A 16,271-nucleotide genomic window follows, 5' to 3' on the forward strand; every position below is an offset into this window, starting at 1 on the left:
CGTTTCCAGTTATTCAACGAGTATTGGCGATAACCAGTACAACATCGCCAGCCATACGACAAATCCGCCTGTTAATAATACCCCAATGCCACGGCCAGATTGCCGGGAGCGTCGCCAGCATAGCAACGCAAAAATAATACTGACCAACAGCATCACGCTGCAGTCACGGCTGTACGCCAGTGGGTTAACCTCCCCGGGCGTTATCAGCGCGGGTAAACCCAGCACGATGACAATATTAAAAATGTTTGCGCCAATGATATTACCGACAGCAATGTCGTTTTCACCTTTGCGAAAACCTGCTATCGCGGTTGCCAGTTCCGGCAGACTAGTGCCGATAGCGATTGCCGTCAGACCAATCGTCAACTCGCTGATGGCAAAGTAATTCGCCAGTACGGTGGCGTTGTCAATCACCATCCGCGTTGCTACCGGCATGATAATCAATGCAATGCCGAGCCATAAAAACGCGACAGGTAAACCGCCTTCGCGCGGTAGCTCTGCAAGCTGTTCTCTGGTCAGGCTGTCAGTCCCCTGACGTTCTGCCTGACGTGCAAGTTTAACAATGAACAGCAGCCATAGCACAGCCAGAAAGAGGAGAAAGATACCATCGCTGCGACCAAGTTGTCCGTCATAGAGTACGGAACCGGCCACCACACTGACTAATAACATTAATGGTAATTCACGGCGCAGAACATCGGAATGGACGGTAAAAGGGCGCACCAGCGCTGCCAGACCGAGGATCAGTAAAATATTGATTATGTTTGAGCCGAGTGCTGTGCCGACGGCTAAATCTCGTTGTTCATGCAGCGACGCGGCAAGCGAAACGATTATTTCTGGAAGTGACGTACCAATACTGACCACCGTCATGCCGATGATCAGCGGTGGGATGCCAAAAGTGCGGCAAAGAATAGAGGCGGCAAATACCAGACGGTCGGCACTGTAAACGACCAAAAGTAAACCAACAATTAACAGTGCCGTAGCTAAAAGCATCTAACGTCCTTTCTTCAGGTATACTCGCCGGTCCGCTGAAGATTTTCAGAAAGCCGTAATGAATTCTTAATTTTGACTTTATGCGGCTAAAAAGTAAAACAAATGCCAGCTTTCGCTAACCGCGGCGGGTAATATTCTGTAAATATGTTGGGTTCAAGGTTAAATTGAGCGCCATGCTTAGAAAATCAACGCAAGACAAAGGGTGAATTATGGAGCAGTCTGTGGCGAATTTAGTCGATATGCGCGATGTCAGTTTTACGCGTGGCAATCGCTGCATCTTCGATAATATTTCCCTGACCGTGCCGCGAGGGAAGATCACGGCGATTATGGGGCCATCAGGCATCGGTAAAACGACGCTACTCCGTCTGATTGGTGGGCAAATCGCGCCAGATCACGGCGAGATCCTTTTTGATGGTGAAAATATTCCGGCAATGTCTCGTTCGCGCCTGTATACCGTGCGCAAACGAATGAGCATGTTGTTTCAGTCCGGCGCGCTGTTCACCGATATGAACGTTTTTGACAACGTCGCCTATCCACTGCGCGAGCATACCCACCTTCCCATGGCGTTGCTGCATAGCACGGTGATGATGAAGCTGGAAGCCGTGGGGCTGCGCGGAGCGGCTAAACTTATGCCATCGGAGCTTTCAGGCGGGATGGCGCGTCGTGCGGCACTGGCGCGTGCAATTGCGCTGGAGCCGGATCTCATCATGTTTGATGAGCCGTTTGTTGGGCAAGATCCCATCACTATGGGCGTCCTGGTGAAGCTGATTTCCGAGCTGAACAGCGCGCTGGGCGTAACCTGTGTGGTGGTTTCTCACGATGTGCCGGAAGTCTTAAGTATTGCGGATCACGCCTGGATCCTGGCAGACAAAAAGATTGTCGCTCACGGTAGCGCCCAGGCGTTGCAGGCGAATCCTGATCCTCGCGTACGTCAGTTTCTGGACGGGATTGCTGACGGACCAGTTCCGTTCCGTTATCCTGCCGGCGATTATCACGCTGATCTTTTACCAGGGAGTTAAGCCACTCATGCTGTTAAATGCGCTGGCGTCGCTCGGACATAAAGGGATTAAAACCCTGAGAACGTTCGGGCGAGCCGGGTTAATGTTATTCAATGCGCTGGTCGGCAAACCGGAATTTCGCAAACATGCGCCGCTGTTGGTGCGTCAGCTCTATAATGTCGGCGTCCTGTCGATGCTGATTATTGTGGTTTCTGGCGTGTTCATCGGAATGGTGCTGGGTCTGCAAGGTTATCTGGTGCTGACCACTTATAGTGCGGAAACCAGTCTGGGGATGCTGGTGGCCTTGTCGCTGCTGCGCGAACTGGGGCCGGTGGTCGCAGCACTGCTGTTTGCCGGACGTGCCGGTTCGGCGTTAACTGCGGAAATCGGTTTGATGCGCGCCACAGAGCAGCTCTCCAGCATGGAGATGATGGCCGTGGATCCACTGCGCCGCGTCATTTCCCCACGTTTCTGGGCGGGGGTAATTTCACTACCGCTGCTGACGATAATTTTCGTCGCCGTGGGGATCTGGGGCGGATCGCTGGTTGGCGTCAGTTGGAAAGGCATTGATAGTGGGTTCTTCTGGTCGGCAATGCAAAACGCCGTCGACTGGCGTATGGATCTGGTCAACTGTCTGATTAAGAGCGTGGTGTTCGCTATTACGGTGACGTGGATTTCGCTGTTTAACGGTTATGACGCCATCCCGACCTCTGCCGGGATTAGCCGGGCAACCACTCGTACCGTTGTCCACTCGTCTCTGGCCGTTCTGGGGCTGGATTTTGTGCTGACCGCATTGATGTTTGGGAATTGAGTTCATGCAAACGAAAAAAAATGAAATTTGGGTGGGTATCTTTTTATTAGCAGCACTGCTGGCGGCGCTGTTTGTTTGCCTGAAGGCGGCAAACGTGACGTCAATGCGAACTGAACCGACCTACACGCTTTATGCGACGTTCGATAATATCGGCGGCCTGAAAGCGCGCTCTCCGGTTAGTATTGGTGGTGTTGTCGTCGGCCGGGTTGCAGATATTACGCTGGACCCGAAAACCTATCTACCGCGCGTGACGCTGGAAATTGAACAACGTTATAACCACATTCCTGATACCAGTTCGTTGAGCATTCGTACTTCCGGTTTGCTTGGGGAACAATATCTGGCATTAAACGTCGGTTTTGAAGACCCGGAACTAGGGACTGCTATTCTGAAAGAGGGGGATACGATTCAGGACACCAAATCTGCGATGGTTCTGGAAGATCTCATTGGTCAGTTCCTTTACGGCAGTAAAGGTGATGACAATAAGAATAGTGGCGATGCGCCAGCCGCTGCGCCAGGTAATAATGAAACCACTGAACCTGTGGGTACAACGAAATAATTTCAGGAGAACCGACGCATGTTTAAACGTTTAATGATGGTCGCTTTGCTAATGATTGCACCTCTGAGTGCGGCAACCGCGGCAGATCAGACCAATCCGTATAAGCTGATGGACGAGGCGGCACAGAAAACGTTCGATCGCCTGAAGAATGAACAATCGCAAATTCGGGCTAATCCGGATTACCTGCGTACCATCGTCGATCAGGAACTGCTACCGTACGTACAGATAAAATACGCCGGTGCGCTGGTACTGGGTCAGTACTACAAAAGCGCGACCCCAGCCCAGCGTGAAGCCTACTTTGCCGCTTTCCATGAGTATCTGAAGCAGGCTTACGGTCAGGCGCTGGCGATGTATCACGGTCAGACCTATCAGATTGCGCCAGAACAGCCGTTGGGTGATAAAACCATTGTGCCTATCCGCGTCACCATTATTGACCCGAATGGCCGTCCACCGGTACGTCTCGATTTCCAGTGGCGTAAAAACTCTCAGACTGGCAAGTGGCAGGCTTATGACATGATTGCCGAAGGCGTCAGCATGATCACCACGAAACAAAATGAGTGGGGGACTTTACTGCGCACGAAAGGCATCGATGGTCTGACCGCACAACTGAAGTCTATTTCTCAACAGAAAATCACCCTGGAAGAGAAAAAATAATGAGCGAGTCACTGAGCTGGATGCAGACGGGTGACACCCTGGTATTGACCGGAGAGCTGGATCAGGACGTTCTGCTGCCGCTGTGGGAAATGCGTGACGAAGCGGTGAGGGGGATTACCCGCATCGATCTTAGTCGAGTGTCCCGCGTTGATACGGGTGGACTGGCGTTGCTGCTCCATCTGATCGATCTGGCGAAAAAGCAAGGCAACAGCGTGACGCTTCAGGGGGTAAACGACAAGGTGTATACCCTGGCAAAATTGTATAATTTGCCGTCTGATGTTCTGCCTCGTTAATTTTTTTCAGGCTGGATAAGGCGTTACCCGCCAGTCCGGCAAACCTACCAGTAAGTCGAGCCTTGTCTGATTAATCAGCAAGGCTTTTTGCTTATTTATGACAGCGCAACTTTGCTCTAAGATGTTTCGCTGGTTTATTAACTGATGAATGAAGATCCCATGGAAAATAATGAAATTCAGAGCGTGCTGATGAACGCTCTTTCCCTCCAGGAAGTCCACGTTTCCGGCGATGGCAGCCACTTTCAGGTTATTGCCGTGGGTGAGATGTTTGATGGCATGAGCCGGGTTAAAAAACAGCAGACGGTTTACGGTCCGCTGATGGAATATATTGCGGATAACCGCATTCATGCTGTGTCGATCAAAGCGTATACCCCTGCGGAGTGGGCGCGTGATCGCAAACTGAACGGCTTTTGAGCTATGGGCGATACGCCGGTAGCGGATATGAATTGTTAACTGAGAACATACTAAATGGATAAATTTCGTGTTCAGGGGCCAACGAAGCTCCAGGGCGAAGTCACAATTTCCGGCGCTAAAAATGCTGCTCTGCCTATCCTTTTCGCTGCACTGCTGGCGGAAGAACCGGTGGAGATCCAGAACGTCCCGAAACTGAAAGACGTCGATACATCAATGAAGCTGCTTAGCCAGCTTGGCGCCAAAGTAGAACGTAATGGTTCTGTGCATATCGATGCCCGTGACGTTAATGTCTTCTGCGCGCCTTACGATCTGGTTAAAACCATGCGTGCCTCTATCTGGGCGCTTGGGCCGCTGGTGGCTCGTTTTGGTCAGGGGCAGGTTTCTCTGCCTGGTGGTTGTACGATTGGTGCTCGTCCGGTTGATTTACATATTTCCGGCCTTGAGCAATTAGGCGCGACCATCAAACTGGAAGAAGGTTACGTTAAAGCTTCCGTCGATGGCCGTCTGAAAGGCGCGCATATCGTGATGGATAAAGTCAGTGTTGGTGCAACCGTGACCATTATGTGTGCTGCAACCCTGGCAGAAGGCACCACGATTATTGAAAACGCGGCACGTGAACCGGAAATCGTCGATACCGCGAACTTCCTGGTTACGCTGGGCGCGAAAATTAGCGGCCAGGGTACCGATCGTATTGTTATCGAAGGTGTGGAGCGCTTGGGGGGCGGTGTCTATCGTGTGCTTCCTGACCGCATCGAAACCGGCACCTTCCTGGTGGCGGCGGCGATCTCTCGCGGCAAAATCATCTGCCGTAACGCCCAGCCAGATACCCTTGACGCTGTGCTGGCGAAACTGCGTGACGCTGGGGCGGACATTGAAGTGGGTGAAGACTGGATTAGCCTGGATATGCACGGCAAACGTCCGAAGGCCGTTAACGTACGTACTGCGCCGCATCCGGCGTTCCCGACCGATATGCAGGCCCAGTTCACGCTGCTGAACCTGGTGGCAGAAGGAACGGGATTCATCACCGAAACGGTCTTTGAAAACCGCTTTATGCACGTACCTGAGCTGAGCCGTATGGGCGCGCATGCCGAAATTGAAAGCAATACCGTTATTTGTCACGGTGTTGAAAAACTTTCCGGTGCACAGGTAATGGCAACCGATCTGCGTGCTTCAGCAAGTCTGGTGCTGGCTGGCTGCATTGCAGAAGGTACTACGGTTGTTGATCGTATTTATCACATCGATCGTGGCTACGAGCGCATTGAAGACAAACTTCGCGCGCTTGGTGCTAACATTGAGCGTGTGAAAGGCGAGTAATCGTCTGATAGCTGGCAGCCCCGTTCGCGGGGCTACCGCCAGGCTACTCATTTTTGCGGTTTGGTGTAGCTGCGCATCAACTGCGATCTGTCGATAAACTCATGAGTCAGCGGGTCATGATAGCGTGATGGCCAGATAACCCAGGGATCAGTTCCTAATGCTTTCGCAATAATCATCTCTCCTTTTGGCCAGGGACGCGATAATGCATTCGCCAGTGTCGAGGAACTCAAACCATTTCTGCGAGATTCCGCCGCCATTGACGTTCCTCTTTTCCGCAAACCCGCAATGATATCGGCGGGATGCCAGTCAATAAAATTATTCTCCATCTTCCCTCACTCCTTAAGTTAGTCGCTTATTTTCAGAACATGCACTCCGGGTAACGCTACTATACTCCTGATGGCGCATTGTTCTAAAAAGTTCCTGTAAGGAGTGTGAATATTCAGAATATATTAAGATAAGTTATCTGTATTTCAGACAATTTTGCGATTGATTGAGGGTTTTTGGGAGTTTATTAGAATTATCCCGCGCAGTACGCGGGATAACAGGAAGGGATTAACGATCGCGTTGAACAGCGATGTGTGCGAGGCCGATTAACGCCTCTCGCCACGGGGTATCCGGCAATACTTGCAATGCAGCAATAGCTTTGTCTGCTTCTTCTTCTGCACGCTGACGCGTCCATTCCAGAGAGCCGCAAGCGTTCATTGCTTCCAGAACCGGTTCCAGAAGATGTCGACCGTTACCCTGTTCGATGGCGGTTCGGATCATCTGTGCCTGTTCTGGTGTGCCATGATGCATCGCATGAAGCAGCGGTAGCGTTGGTTTTCCTTCGTTCAGATCGTCGCCGACGTTTTTACCCAACTGTTCGCCATCGGCATTGTAATCGAGCAAATCGTCGATCAACTGGAAAGCGGTGCCGAGGTAACGACCATAATCTTGCAGGCCTTTTTCCTCTTCCGGCGTACAGCCTGCCAGAATACCGGAACACTGAGCTGCAGCCTCGAACAGACGTGCGGTTTTGCTGTAAATAACACGCATGTAGTTCTCTTCGGTGATGTCCGGGTCGTTAACGTTCATCAGTTGCAGAACTTCACCTTCCGCGATGACGTTTACAGCCTCTGACATCACTTCCAGCACTTTGAGCGAGCCGAGGCTGGTCATCATCTGGAACGCACGGGTATAAATAAAATCGCCTACCAGCACGCTGGCAGCGTTACCAAAAGCGGCGTTGGCGGTAGCTTTACCTCGGCGCATATCTGATTCATCCACAACGTCGTCGTGTAGCAGGGTCGCCGTGTGGATAAACTCAATTAGGGCAGCAATGGTGACATGTGCATTCCCCTCATAGCCAACAGCTCGTGCAGCCAGTACAGCAATCATCGGACGAATACGTTTACCGCCGCCGCTGACGATGTAATAGCCTAACTGATTGATCAGTTGGACGTCGGAATTAAGCTGCTCGAGAATTGCTGCATTAACACCCGCCATATCTTGCGCGGTTAACTCATTGATTTTTTCTAAATTCATCGCAAAAGCCGGGCTTTTCGCCCCGATTACCTTACTGTGAACAGAGGCAACTTAGGGTTTATGGTTAGGAATATAGAGTGATTGTACTGAAAAAATGGCACAGATAAACGTTACCGTACAAGTTGTGTTTTTTTTCTTCGTGTATTGACTGTAGCACTTGTCAAAGGCGTGCGTTTTGCGTAATATTCGCGCCCTATTGTGAATATTTATAGCGCACTCTGAATCATTGAAAAGGTGTGCGCGGAAGCGGAGTTTTATATGTACGCGGTTTTCCAAAGTGGTGGTAAACAACACCGAGTAAGCGAAGGTCAGACCGTTCGCCTGGAAAAGCTGGACATCGCAACTGGCGAAACTGTTGAGTTCGCTGAAGTGCTGATGATCGCAAACGGTGAAGAAGTCAAAATCGGCGTTCCTTTCGTTGATGGCGGCGTAATCAAAGCTGAAGTTGTTGCTCACGGTCGTGGCGAGAAAGTTAAAATCGTTAAGTTTCGCCGTCGTAAACACTATCGTAAGCAGCAGGGCCATCGTCAGTGGTTCACTGATGTGAAAATTACTGGCATCAGCGCCTAAGACCTGAGGAGAGATTTCAAATGGCACATAAAAAGGCTGGCGGCTCCACACGTAACGGTCGCGATTCAGAAGCTAAACGCCTGGGCGTTAAGCGTTTCGGTGGCGAATCCGTTCTGGCGGGTAGCATCATCGTTCGTCAACGTGGTACCAAATTCCACGCTGGCGCTAACGTAGGTTGCGGTCGTGACCACACTCTGTTTGCTAAAGCAGACGGTAAAGTGAAATTCGAAGTTAAAGGCCCGAAAAACCGTAAATTTATCAGCATCGAAGCTGAATAAGTTTTTCGCGTCCCGGTAACGGATGAAAGCCCCGCAACACGTTGCGGGGCTTTTTACATTCGATAACCGGTAAAATGCGCATGGTGCGGCGTTAATCCGCAAATGCGCTTTGCAGGGAATACGGTATGAAGCAGCAGGCAGGCATTGGCATTCTTTTGGCGCTCACCACAGCAATTTGCTGGGGGGCGTTGCCAATCGCAATGAAGCAGGTGCTGGAGGTGATGGAGCCTCCGACAATCGTGTTTTACCGTTTCTTGATGGCGAGTATTGGTCTTGGTGCCATTCTTGCGATGAAGAAGAGGTTGCCGCCATTACGCGTGTTTCGTAAGCCACGCTGGTTGATTTTGTTGGCAGTGGCGACCGCCGGGCTGTTTGGGAACTTCATCCTGTTCAGCTCATCCTTGCAATACCTGAGTCCGACCGCTTCGCAGGTGATTGGGCAACTCTCGCCAGTTGGCATGATGGTTGCCAGCGTATTTATCCTGAAAGAGAAAATGCGCAGCACTCAGGTTGTAGGGGCATTGATGCTCCTGAGCGGCCTGGTGATGTTTTTTAACACCAGTCTGGTCGAGATATTTACAAAGCTCACCGATTATACCTGGGGAGTTATCTTTGGGGTCGGTGCGGCGACGGTCTGGGTGAGTTATGGCGTGGCGCAAAAGGTTTTATTGCGTCGGCTGGCCTCACCGCAGATCCTGTTTTTGCTGTACACTTTATGTACAATTGCGCTCTTCCCTCTGGCAAATCCAGAGGTGATAGCGCAGCTTAGCCACTGGCAGCTCGCATGTTTAATTTTTTGCGGACTGAATACCTTGGTAGGATATGGCGCCCTGGCGGAAGCGATGGCTCGCTGGCAGGCAGCGCAGGTGAGTGCGATCATCACGCTCACCCCACTGTTTACGCTGTTTTTTTCAGATCTTTTATCACTGGCCTGGCCCGATTTCTTCGCCAGACCGATGTTAAACCTTTTAGGTTATCTCGGTGCGTTTGTCGTGGTTGCGGGCGCGATGTATTCCGCCATTGGTCATCGTATTTGGGGCGGATTACGTAAGCATACAACGGTGGTATCGCAACCCCGCGCAGGCGAATGATTTACGGAGAATAAAATGAAGTTTGTTGATGAAGCATCGATTCTGGTCGTTGCAGGTGATGGCGGTAATGGTTGCGTGAGCTTCCGCCGCGAAAAATATATTCCGAAAGGCGGCCCGGATGGCGGCGACGGCGGTGACGGTGGTGACGTATGGATGGAAGCCGACGAGAACCTGAACACGCTTATCGATTATCGTTTTGAAAAATCTTTCCGTGCAGAGCGCGGTCAAAACGGCGCAAGCCGCGATTGTACCGGTAAGCGCGGTAAAGACGTGACGATTAAAGTGCCGGTAGGTACGCGTGTAATCGACCAGGGTACCGGTGAAACCATGGGCGATATGACCAAACACGGTCAGCGTCTGCTGGTTGCCAAGGGCGGCTGGCACGGTCTGGGCAATACCCGTTTCAAATCGTCCGTTAACCGTACACCACGGCAGAAAACCAACGGTACGCCGGGCGATAAGCGCGAGCTGCTGCTGGAGCTGATGCTGCTGGCTGATGTCGGTATGCTGGGGATGCCAAATGCCGGTAAATCGACATTTATCCGCGCTGTCTCGGCGGCTAAACCGAAAGTAGCGGACTATCCGTTTACTACGCTCGTACCAAGCCTTGGTGTGGTACGTATGGACAACGAGAAGAGCTTCGTTGTTGCTGATATCCCGGGGTTGATTGAAGGCGCTGCGGAAGGCGCAGGTCTGGGCATTCGCTTCCTGAAACACCTGGAACGTTGCCGCGTCCTGTTGCACCTCATCGATATCGATCCGATTGACGGCTCCGATCCGGTTGAAAATGCGCGTATTATTATCAGCGAGCTGGAAAAATACAGCCAGGATCTGGCGGCGAAACCACGCTGGTTAGTCTTCAACAAGATTGACTTGCTGGATAAAGCAGAAGCTGAAGAGAAAGCGAAAGCGATCGCTGAGGCGCTGGGCTGGGAAGATAAATATTATCTGATCTCTGCGGCGAGCGGACTGGGCGTGAAAGATCTCTGCTGGGATGTGATGACCTTTATCATTGAAAACCCGGTCGTGCAGGCAGAAGAAGCGAAACAGCCTGAGAAAGTCGAATTCATGTGGGATGATTATCACCGTCAGCAGCTTGAAGAGATTGCTGAAGAGGATGATGAAGACTGGGATGACGACTGGGACGAAGACGACGAAGAAGGCGTTGAGTTCATTTACAAGCGTTAATCACTGATGACAAACGCCAAATAAGCCTGATGCGCTACACTTATCAGGTCAGGCCTACAAGATGATTGCAATATATTGAATTTGCACGATTTTGTAGGCCGGATAAGGCATTCACGCCGCATCCGGCATAAACAAAGCGCGCTTTGTCAATAATCTGAAACCCCGGCCATGTGCCGGGGTTTCTTTTTGACTAATTGTTCTGGTAAATATCTTTATACAAACGGCTTTCAAAACGTACCAACGGAATACGGCGATTACGCTGATCCGCGGGTTCTACTGCGTAACCAGAAAGATATTGTACGAACGCCATTCGTTGCCCACTTGCTGTGGTGATGAATCCTGCCAGGTTATACACGCCCTGCAACGAACCTGTTTTCGCTGAAACTTTACCATCTACTCCCGCTTGATGCAGACCTGCACGGTACTGCAACGAACCATCGTAGCCTGCCAAAGGTAGCATTGAGATAAAGTTAAGCTCATTGTCGTGTTGGGCAATGTATTGCAGCACCTGCATCATGGTGGCTGGTGCAATAAGGTTATGCCGTGAAAGGCCTGAACCATCTGCAATAATCGTGTTGCCAATATCCACATCCGCCTGCTTACGCAGGATCTGACGCACGGCGTCCGACCCGGCCCGCCATGTCCCAGGGACATTAAAGCGCGCATGACCAATCATGCGAAAGACGGTATCGGCGATCATGTTGTCGGACTTTTTCAGCATAATCTTAAGCAGATCGTGCAAAGGGGCCGACTGTTTACTGGCAACCACCGTTCCTGGGTCGTTAACCTGCGTTTGTCGCAGTAGCGTGCCGGAATAGGTAATGCCTGCCTGTTTTAACTCATCTTTCAGAATCGCTCCGGCGTAGCTGGCGCCATCCTGTACGGCAAAAGCCAACGGGAGCGGCTCAGAACGTTGTGGTAGGCATCCGGTTAACGTAAAGCGGTTAAGGTCGCCTGGCACCACATCCAGCTCGCAATATTGCGCTTCGGCTGAACCACGGGGGAGAGTGCGTACCTGGCTGAACATCGTTACAGGGTAATAAGAGGCCACGCGAACAAAGGCCATATCACCGGGTTTTTGGGCACTGTAGAGCGAGACGGAAAAGCAATTGCGGTCAACAATGGCGGCGGCAGGCGGGGCGCTAAAGCATTGTGTCATATCGTTCCAGGGCCAGCCGGGGGCTTTATCGTGACTGGCAAAAATGGACGTGTCTATGAACACATTGCCCTCGATTTGGGAGACGCCTGATTTTTTCAGGGTCGCCACCATATTACGAATATCCTGACGTTTTAGCGTCGGATCGGCACCAAATCGCGCCACTAAGTCACCCTTGAGTACGCCGTTTTCCACATTGCCTTTGGTTTCAAGCGTCGTGGTAAAACGAAAATCGGGGCCAAGTTGAATCAACGCCGCCAGCGCAGTGATCACCTTCTGCGTACTGGCGGGCAGCGCCATTTGCTGACTATGGTAATCAATAGCGGGGGCAGACGCGCCGACTTTTTGCACCATCAGGGCAAGGTTGGCGCCAGCGGGGAGTTGAGTAATGTACTCATCTACATTCGCGGCCTGAACACTGAACGCTATACAGCTGGTCAATCCGATGATAAATCTGGAAAATCGCATAATCTCGCGCTAACAACCTGGAATCGAGCCGTCATACTACGGCGCAACGCCCTATAAAGTAAACGATGACCCTTCGGGAACTTCAGGGTAAAATGACTATCAAAATGTGAATTATTGCTGGCCTGGGACCTGTTCCCGGGTCGGTATTTTTTTGCTTCTGGCCCCGACGAGGAGTTGTGCCGGGCATGCCGAACAGCCGGGGCGAGTGGAGACTCTCCCCATCAGGAATATTCAAGAGGTATAACAAATGCAAGCTATTCCGATGACCTTACGCGGCGCTGAAAAATTACGCGAAGAGCTGGATTTTCTGAAATCTGTGCGCCGTCCTGAAATCATTGCTGCTATCGCGGAAGCGCGTGAGCATGGCGACCTGAAAGAAAACGCCGAATACCACGCAGCGCGTGAACAGCAGGGCTTCTGCGAAGGCCGTATCAAAGATATCGAAGCTAAGCTGTCGAACGCGCAAGTGATTGATGTCACCAAAATGCCCAACAATGGGCGCGTTATTTTTGGTGCTACCGTAACGGTGCTGAATCTGGATTCTGACGAAGAACAGACTTATCGCATCGTTGGCGATGACGAAGCTGACTTTAAACAGAACCTGATTTCTGTTAACTCGCCTATCGCTCGTGGACTGATTGGCAAAGAAGAAGATGATGTAGTGGTCATCAAAACGCCGGGCGGCGATGTAGAATTTGAAGTAATTAAGGTGGAATACCTGTAAGAATTACCCAATACTCAAAATGTTGATGTATTGTAAAGAAAGGAAAAAGGCCGCTATGCGGCCTTTTATCAACGAACAGAGCGTGGCATTTTGCTCTCCTGCTTGCGGAAAATCCCTCGTTTTACACAGCAAATGTGTGTAACTTTAGGATAATCTTAGCGTGGCAGCGAGATTTTACGTTCTTTAGTTGGACGATAAAGCACCAGCGTTTTACCGATGACCTGTACATTACAGGCGCCGGTTTCGCGCACGATAGCTTCCACGATCAAGGTTTTAGTTTCGCGATCTTCAGTGGCGATTTTCACCTTGATGAGTTCATGGTGCTCTAACGCTTGTTCAATCTCGGCCAGCACCCCTTCGGTCAAACCATTACTGCCAAGCAGAACAACTGGCTTGAGCGGATGTGCCAGACCTTTCAGGTGCTGTTTTTGTTTAGTACTCAGATTCATCGTATTTTTTTGCTTACGTTGGGATTGAAAACGGGTCATTCTACCGCCATCTCCCATATATCGCCAAATAGGCGCGTAAAAATTTACGCAATTGGTTACGATGAGTTATCCCAATGGGAAAGTTAAATGACAGGTAAGAAGCGTTCTGCCAGCTCCAGTCGCTGGCTTCAGGAACACTTTAGCGATAAATATGTTCAACAGGCACAGAAAAAGGGGTTACGTTCCCGTGCCTGGTTTAAACTTGATGAAATACAGCAAAGTGACAAACTCTTTAAACCGGGAATGACGGTTGTCGACCTTGGTGCTGCGCCAGGTGGTTGGTCACAATATGTGGTCACCCAAATTGGCGGCAAAGGCCGTATCATCGCTTGCGATCTTTTACCTATGGATCCTATCGTTGGTGTGGACTTTCTTCAGGGCGATTTTCGTGATGAACTGGTGATGAAAGCACTGCTGGAGCGCGTAGGCGACAGCAAAGTCCAGGTTGTCATGTCCGATATGGCACCAAACATGAGCGGAACACCGGCGGTGGATATCCCCCGTGCCATGTATCTGGTGGAACTGGCGCTAGAAATGTGTCGTGATGTATTAGCGCCAGGTGGCAGTTTTGTAGTGAAGGTGTTCCAGGGCGAAGGTTTCGATGAGTATCTAAGGGAAATTCGCTCCCTGTTTACGAAGGTCAAAGTTCGTAAGCCGGACTCTTCTCGTGCACGTTCGCGGGAAGTGTATATTGTAGCGACCGGGCGTAAACCCTAACCGGGAGATTTCAGACGAAAGTTTGAAAGATGCTGGATATAGAGTATCCTGACGCTGTTTTTAACACAGTTGTAATAAGAGGTTAATCCCTTGAGTGACATGGCGAAAAACCTAATACTCTGGCTGGTCATTGCCGTTGTGCTGATGTCAGTATTCCAGAGCTTTGGGCCCAGCGAGTCTAATGGACGTAAGGTGGATTACTCTACCTTCCTACAAGAGGTCAATAACGACCAGGTTCGTGAAGCGCGTATCAACGGACGTGAAATCAACGTTACCAAGAAAGATAGTAACCGTTATACCACTTACATTCCGGTTCAGGATCCGAAGTTACTGGATAACCTGCTGACCAAGAACGTCAAGGTTGTCGGTGAACCGCCTGAAGAGCCAAGCCTACTGGCTTCTATCTTCATCTCCTGGTTCCCGATGCTGTTGCTGATTGGTGTCTGGATCTTCTTCATGCGTCAAATGCAGGGCGGCGGTGGCAAAGGTGCCATGTCGTTCGGTAAGAGCAAAGCGCGCATGCTGACGGAAGATCAGATCAAAACGACCTTTGCTGACGTTGCGGGCTGCGACGAAGCAAAAGAAGAAGTTGCCGAACTGGTTGAGTATCTGCGCGAGCCAAGCCGCTTCCAGAAACTCGGCGGTAAGATCCCGAAAGGCGTCCTGATGGTCGGTCCTCCGGGTACCGGTAAAACGCTGCTGGCGAAAGCGATTGCAGGCGAAGCGAAAGTTCCGTTCTTTACTATCTCCGGTTCTGACTTCGTAGAAATGTTCGTCGGTGTGGGTGCATCCCGTGTTCGTGACATGTTCGAACAGGCGAAGAAAGCGGCACCGTGTATCATCTTTATCGATGAAATCGACGCCGTCGGCCGCCAACGTGGCGCAGGTCTGGGCGGTGGTCACGATGAACGTGAACAGACTCTGAACCAGATGCTGGTTGAGATGGATGGCTTCGAAGGTAACGAAGGTATCATCGTTATCGCCGCGACTAACCGTCCGGACGTTCTGGACCCGGCACTGCTGCGTCCTGGCCGTTTCGACCGTCAGGTTGTGGTTGGCTTGCCAGATGTTCGCGGTCGTGAGCAGATCCTGAAAGTTCACATGCGTCGCGTACCATTGGCACCCGATATCGACGCGGCAATCATTGCCCGTGGTACTCCTGGTTTCTCCGGTGCTGATCTGGCGAACCTGGTGAACGAAGCGGCACTGTTCGCTGCTCGTGGCAACAAACGCGTTGTGTCGATGGTTGAGTTCGAGAAAGCGAAAGACAAAATCATGATGGGTGCGGAACGTCGCTCCATGGTGATGACGGAAGCGCAGAAAGAATCGACGGCATACCACGAAGCAGGCCATGCGATTATCGGTCGCCTGGTTCCAGAACACGATCCGGTGCACAAAGTGACGATTATCCCGCGCGGACGTGCGTTGGGTGTGACCTTCTTCCTGCCTGAAGGCGACGCAATCAGTGCCAGCCGTCAGAAACTGGAAAGCCAGATTTCTACGCTGTACGGTGGTCGTCTGGCAGAAGAGATCATCTACGGGCCGGAACATGTTTCTACCGGGGCGTCCAACGATATTAAAGTTGCGACCAACCTGGCGCGTAACATGGTGACCCAGTGGGGCTTCTCTGAGAAATTGGGTCCGCTGCTGTACGCGGAAGAAGAAGGTGAAGTGTTCCTCGGTCGTAGCGTGGCGAAAGCGAAACATATGTCCGATGAAACTGCGCGTATCATCGACCAGGAAGTGAAGTTACTGATTGAGCGTAACTACAATCGTGCGCGTCAGTTGTTGAACGACAACCTGGATATTCTGCATGCGATGAAAGATGCGCTCATGAAATATGAAACCATCGATGCACCGCAGATTGACGACCTGATGGCACGTCGCGATGTACGTCCGCCAGCGGGCTGGGAAGAACCAGGCGCTTCTAACAATTCTGGCGACAATGGTAGTCCAAAGGCTCCGCGTCCGGTTGATGAACCGCGTACGCCGAACCCGGGTAACACCATGTCAGAGCAGTTAGGCGACAAGTAAGTTCCC

19 protein-coding genes are annotated in these 16,271 nt (G+C 51.3%); 14 read left to right on the plus strand and 5 right to left on the minus strand.

Annotated elements, in window-relative coordinates; all coding sequences use genetic code 11:
* Positions 1–9 precede the first annotated feature (9 nt).
* The gene (locus D9597_RS17955) at positions 10–987 is read right to left on the minus strand and encodes a calcium/sodium antiporter (protein ID WP_130219199.1); all 978 of its coding nucleotides are present in this window, start codon (positions 985–987) and stop codon (positions 10–12) included.
* 209 nt (positions 988–1,196) lie between these two features.
* On the opposite strand from D9597_RS17955, the gene mlaF reads away from it, so the two are divergent.
* The 7 genes from mlaF (at position 1,197) to murA (ending at position 6,027) form a co-directional block, all read left to right on the plus strand.
* Complete coding sequence (gene mlaF, locus D9597_RS17960; RefSeq protein ID WP_130223774.1) at positions 1,197–2,006, plus strand: phospholipid ABC transporter ATP-binding protein MlaF; 810 nt, start codon at positions 1,197–1,199, stop codon at positions 2,004–2,006.
* A 7-nt stretch (positions 2,007–2,013) separates the two neighbouring features.
* Positions 2,014–2,796, plus strand: coding sequence for a lipid asymmetry maintenance ABC transporter permease subunit MlaE (gene mlaE / locus D9597_RS17965; RefSeq protein WP_000925792.1), 783 nt, complete (start codon positions 2,014–2,016; stop codon positions 2,794–2,796).
* Between the two features lie 4 nt (positions 2,797–2,800).
* Entirely contained in the window at positions 2,801–3,352 is a 552-nt protein-coding gene (mlaD, locus tag D9597_RS17970) for an outer membrane lipid asymmetry maintenance protein MlaD (RefSeq protein WP_130223776.1), read from the plus strand.
* A gap of 18 nt (positions 3,353–3,370) precedes the next feature.
* Complete coding sequence (gene mlaC, locus D9597_RS17975) at positions 3,371–4,006, plus strand: phospholipid-binding protein MlaC (RefSeq protein WP_130204580.1); 636 nt, start codon at positions 3,371–3,373, stop codon at positions 4,004–4,006.
* Complete coding sequence (gene mlaB / locus D9597_RS17980; protein WP_130204582.1) at positions 4,006–4,299, plus strand: lipid asymmetry maintenance protein MlaB; 294 nt, start codon at positions 4,006–4,008, stop codon at positions 4,297–4,299. The genes mlaC and mlaB overlap by 1 nt, the downstream gene beginning before the upstream one ends.
* Positions 4,300–4,458: 159 nt before the next feature.
* A complete protein-coding gene (ibaG, locus tag D9597_RS17985) occupies positions 4,459–4,713 on the plus strand; it encodes a BolA family iron metabolism protein IbaG (protein ID WP_010379217.1) in 255 nt (84 codons plus the stop codon).
* 54 nt (positions 4,714–4,767) lie between these two features.
* A complete protein-coding gene (gene murA / locus D9597_RS17990) occupies positions 4,768–6,027 on the plus strand; it encodes a UDP-N-acetylglucosamine 1-carboxyvinyltransferase (RefSeq protein WP_130223778.1) in 1,260 nt (419 codons plus the stop codon).
* 47 nt (positions 6,028–6,074) lie between these two features.
* On the opposite strand, the gene sfsB is transcribed toward murA, so the two are convergent.
* Positions 6,075–6,353 (minus strand): DNA-binding transcriptional regulator SfsB, encoded by a 279-nt coding sequence (gene sfsB, locus D9597_RS17995; RefSeq protein ID WP_064529526.1) that lies wholly within the window; start codon positions 6,351–6,353, stop codon positions 6,075–6,077.
* A gap of 226 nt (positions 6,354–6,579) precedes the next feature.
* Positions 6,580–7,551, minus strand: a complete 972-nt coding sequence (gene ispB / locus D9597_RS18000) for an octaprenyl diphosphate synthase (protein ID WP_001047336.1) — start codon at positions 7,549–7,551, stop codon at positions 6,580–6,582.
* A 258-nt stretch (positions 7,552–7,809) separates the two neighbouring features.
* Here ispB and rplU point away from each other — a divergent pair, with 258 nt between their 5' ends.
* The 4 genes from rplU (at position 7,810) to cgtA (ending at position 10,678) form a co-directional block, all read left to right on the plus strand.
* Positions 7,810–8,121, plus strand: a complete 312-nt coding sequence (rplU, locus tag D9597_RS18005; protein WP_000271401.1) for a 50S ribosomal protein L21 — start codon at positions 7,810–7,812, stop codon at positions 8,119–8,121.
* Between the two features lie 20 nt (positions 8,122–8,141).
* Entirely contained in the window at positions 8,142–8,399 is a 258-nt protein-coding gene (gene rpmA, locus D9597_RS18010; RefSeq protein ID WP_000940595.1) for a 50S ribosomal protein L27, read from the plus strand.
* A gap of 125 nt (positions 8,400–8,524) precedes the next feature.
* Positions 8,525–9,490, plus strand: a complete 966-nt coding sequence (locus D9597_RS18015) for a DMT family transporter (protein WP_130223780.1) — start codon at positions 8,525–8,527, stop codon at positions 9,488–9,490.
* Between the two features lie 15 nt (positions 9,491–9,505).
* Positions 9,506–10,678, plus strand: coding sequence for an Obg family GTPase CgtA (cgtA, locus tag D9597_RS18020; protein ID WP_130223782.1), 1,173 nt, complete (start codon positions 9,506–9,508; stop codon positions 10,676–10,678).
* Between the two features lie 190 nt (positions 10,679–10,868).
* Here cgtA and dacB read toward each other — a convergent pair whose 3' ends face one another.
* Positions 10,869–12,302 carry a serine-type D-Ala-D-Ala carboxypeptidase gene (dacB, locus tag D9597_RS18025; protein ID WP_130223784.1) on the minus strand — a complete coding sequence of 478 codons (1,434 nt, stop codon included), beginning with the start codon at positions 12,300–12,302 and terminating at the stop codon, positions 10,869–10,871.
* 247 nt (positions 12,303–12,549) lie between these two features.
* Here dacB and greA point away from each other — a divergent pair, with 247 nt between their 5' ends.
* Positions 12,550–13,026, plus strand: a complete 477-nt coding sequence (gene greA, locus D9597_RS18030; RefSeq protein ID WP_064529530.1) for a transcription elongation factor GreA — start codon at positions 12,550–12,552, stop codon at positions 13,024–13,026.
* A gap of 155 nt (positions 13,027–13,181) precedes the next feature.
* Here greA and yhbY read toward each other — a convergent pair whose 3' ends face one another.
* Positions 13,182–13,475 (minus strand): ribosome assembly RNA-binding protein YhbY, encoded by a 294-nt coding sequence (gene yhbY, locus D9597_RS18035; RefSeq protein WP_001054420.1) that lies wholly within the window; start codon positions 13,473–13,475, stop codon positions 13,182–13,184.
* Positions 13,476–13,601: 126 nt separating this feature from the next.
* On the opposite strand from yhbY, the gene rlmE reads away from it, so the two are divergent.
* Both rlmE and ftsH read left to right on the plus strand, forming a co-directional pair.
* Positions 13,602–14,231, plus strand: a complete 630-nt coding sequence (gene rlmE, locus D9597_RS18040) for a 23S rRNA (uridine(2552)-2'-O)-methyltransferase RlmE (RefSeq protein WP_000145975.1) — start codon at positions 13,602–13,604, stop codon at positions 14,229–14,231.
* A 99-nt stretch (positions 14,232–14,330) separates the two neighbouring features.
* Positions 14,331–16,265, plus strand: coding sequence for an ATP-dependent zinc metalloprotease FtsH (gene ftsH, locus D9597_RS18045; protein ID WP_064529531.1), 1,935 nt, complete (start codon positions 14,331–14,333; stop codon positions 16,263–16,265).
* Positions 16,266–16,271 lie beyond the last annotated feature (6 nt).

The sequence above is a fragment of the Escherichia sp. E13S3 genome (assembly GCF_004212325.1).
Classification (GTDB): domain Bacteria; phylum Pseudomonadota; class Gammaproteobacteria; order Enterobacterales; family Enterobacteriaceae; genus Escherichia.

Bases quoted from the DNA above. Each gene is read 5' to 3' on its own strand.
- D9597_RS17955 (WP_130219199.1), bottom strand. From the start codon at position 987: ATGCTTTTAGCTACGGCACTGTTAATTGTTGGTTTACTTTTGGTCGTT.
- mlaF (WP_130223774.1), top strand. From the start codon at position 1,197: ATGGAGCAGTCTGTGGCGAATTTAGTCGATATGCGCGATGTCAGTTTT.
- mlaE (WP_000925792.1), top strand. From the start codon at position 2,014: ATGCTGTTAAATGCGCTGGCGTCGCTCGGACATAAAGGGATTAAAACC.
- mlaD (WP_130223776.1), top strand. From the start codon at position 2,801: ATGCAAACGAAAAAAAATGAAATTTGGGTGGGTATCTTTTTATTAGCA.
- mlaC (WP_130204580.1), top strand. From the start codon at position 3,371: ATGTTTAAACGTTTAATGATGGTCGCTTTGCTAATGATTGCACCTCTG.
- mlaB (WP_130204582.1), top strand. From the start codon at position 4,006: ATGAGCGAGTCACTGAGCTGGATGCAGACGGGTGACACCCTGGTATTG.
- ibaG (WP_010379217.1), top strand. From the start codon at position 4,459: ATGGAAAATAATGAAATTCAGAGCGTGCTGATGAACGCTCTTTCCCTC.
- murA (WP_130223778.1), top strand. From the start codon at position 4,768: ATGGATAAATTTCGTGTTCAGGGGCCAACGAAGCTCCAGGGCGAAGTC.
- sfsB (WP_064529526.1), bottom strand. From the start codon at position 6,353: ATGGAGAATAATTTTATTGACTGGCATCCCGCCGATATCATTGCGGGT.
- ispB (WP_001047336.1), bottom strand. From the start codon at position 7,551: ATGAATTTAGAAAAAATCAATGAGTTAACCGCGCAAGATATGGCGGGT.
- rplU (WP_000271401.1), top strand. From the start codon at position 7,810: ATGTACGCGGTTTTCCAAAGTGGTGGTAAACAACACCGAGTAAGCGAA.
- rpmA (WP_000940595.1), top strand. From the start codon at position 8,142: ATGGCACATAAAAAGGCTGGCGGCTCCACACGTAACGGTCGCGATTCA.
- D9597_RS18015 (WP_130223780.1), top strand. From the start codon at position 8,525: ATGAAGCAGCAGGCAGGCATTGGCATTCTTTTGGCGCTCACCACAGCA.
- cgtA (WP_130223782.1), top strand. From the start codon at position 9,506: ATGAAGTTTGTTGATGAAGCATCGATTCTGGTCGTTGCAGGTGATGGC.
- dacB (WP_130223784.1), bottom strand. From the start codon at position 12,302: ATGCGATTTTCCAGATTTATCATCGGATTGACCAGCTGTATAGCGTTC.
- greA (WP_064529530.1), top strand. From the start codon at position 12,550: ATGCAAGCTATTCCGATGACCTTACGCGGCGCTGAAAAATTACGCGAA.
- yhbY (WP_001054420.1), bottom strand. From the start codon at position 13,475: ATGAATCTGAGTACTAAACAAAAACAGCACCTGAAAGGTCTGGCACAT.
- rlmE (WP_000145975.1), top strand. From the start codon at position 13,602: ATGACAGGTAAGAAGCGTTCTGCCAGCTCCAGTCGCTGGCTTCAGGAA.
- ftsH (WP_064529531.1), top strand. From the start codon at position 14,331: ATGGCGAAAAACCTAATACTCTGGCTGGTCATTGCCGTTGTGCTGATG.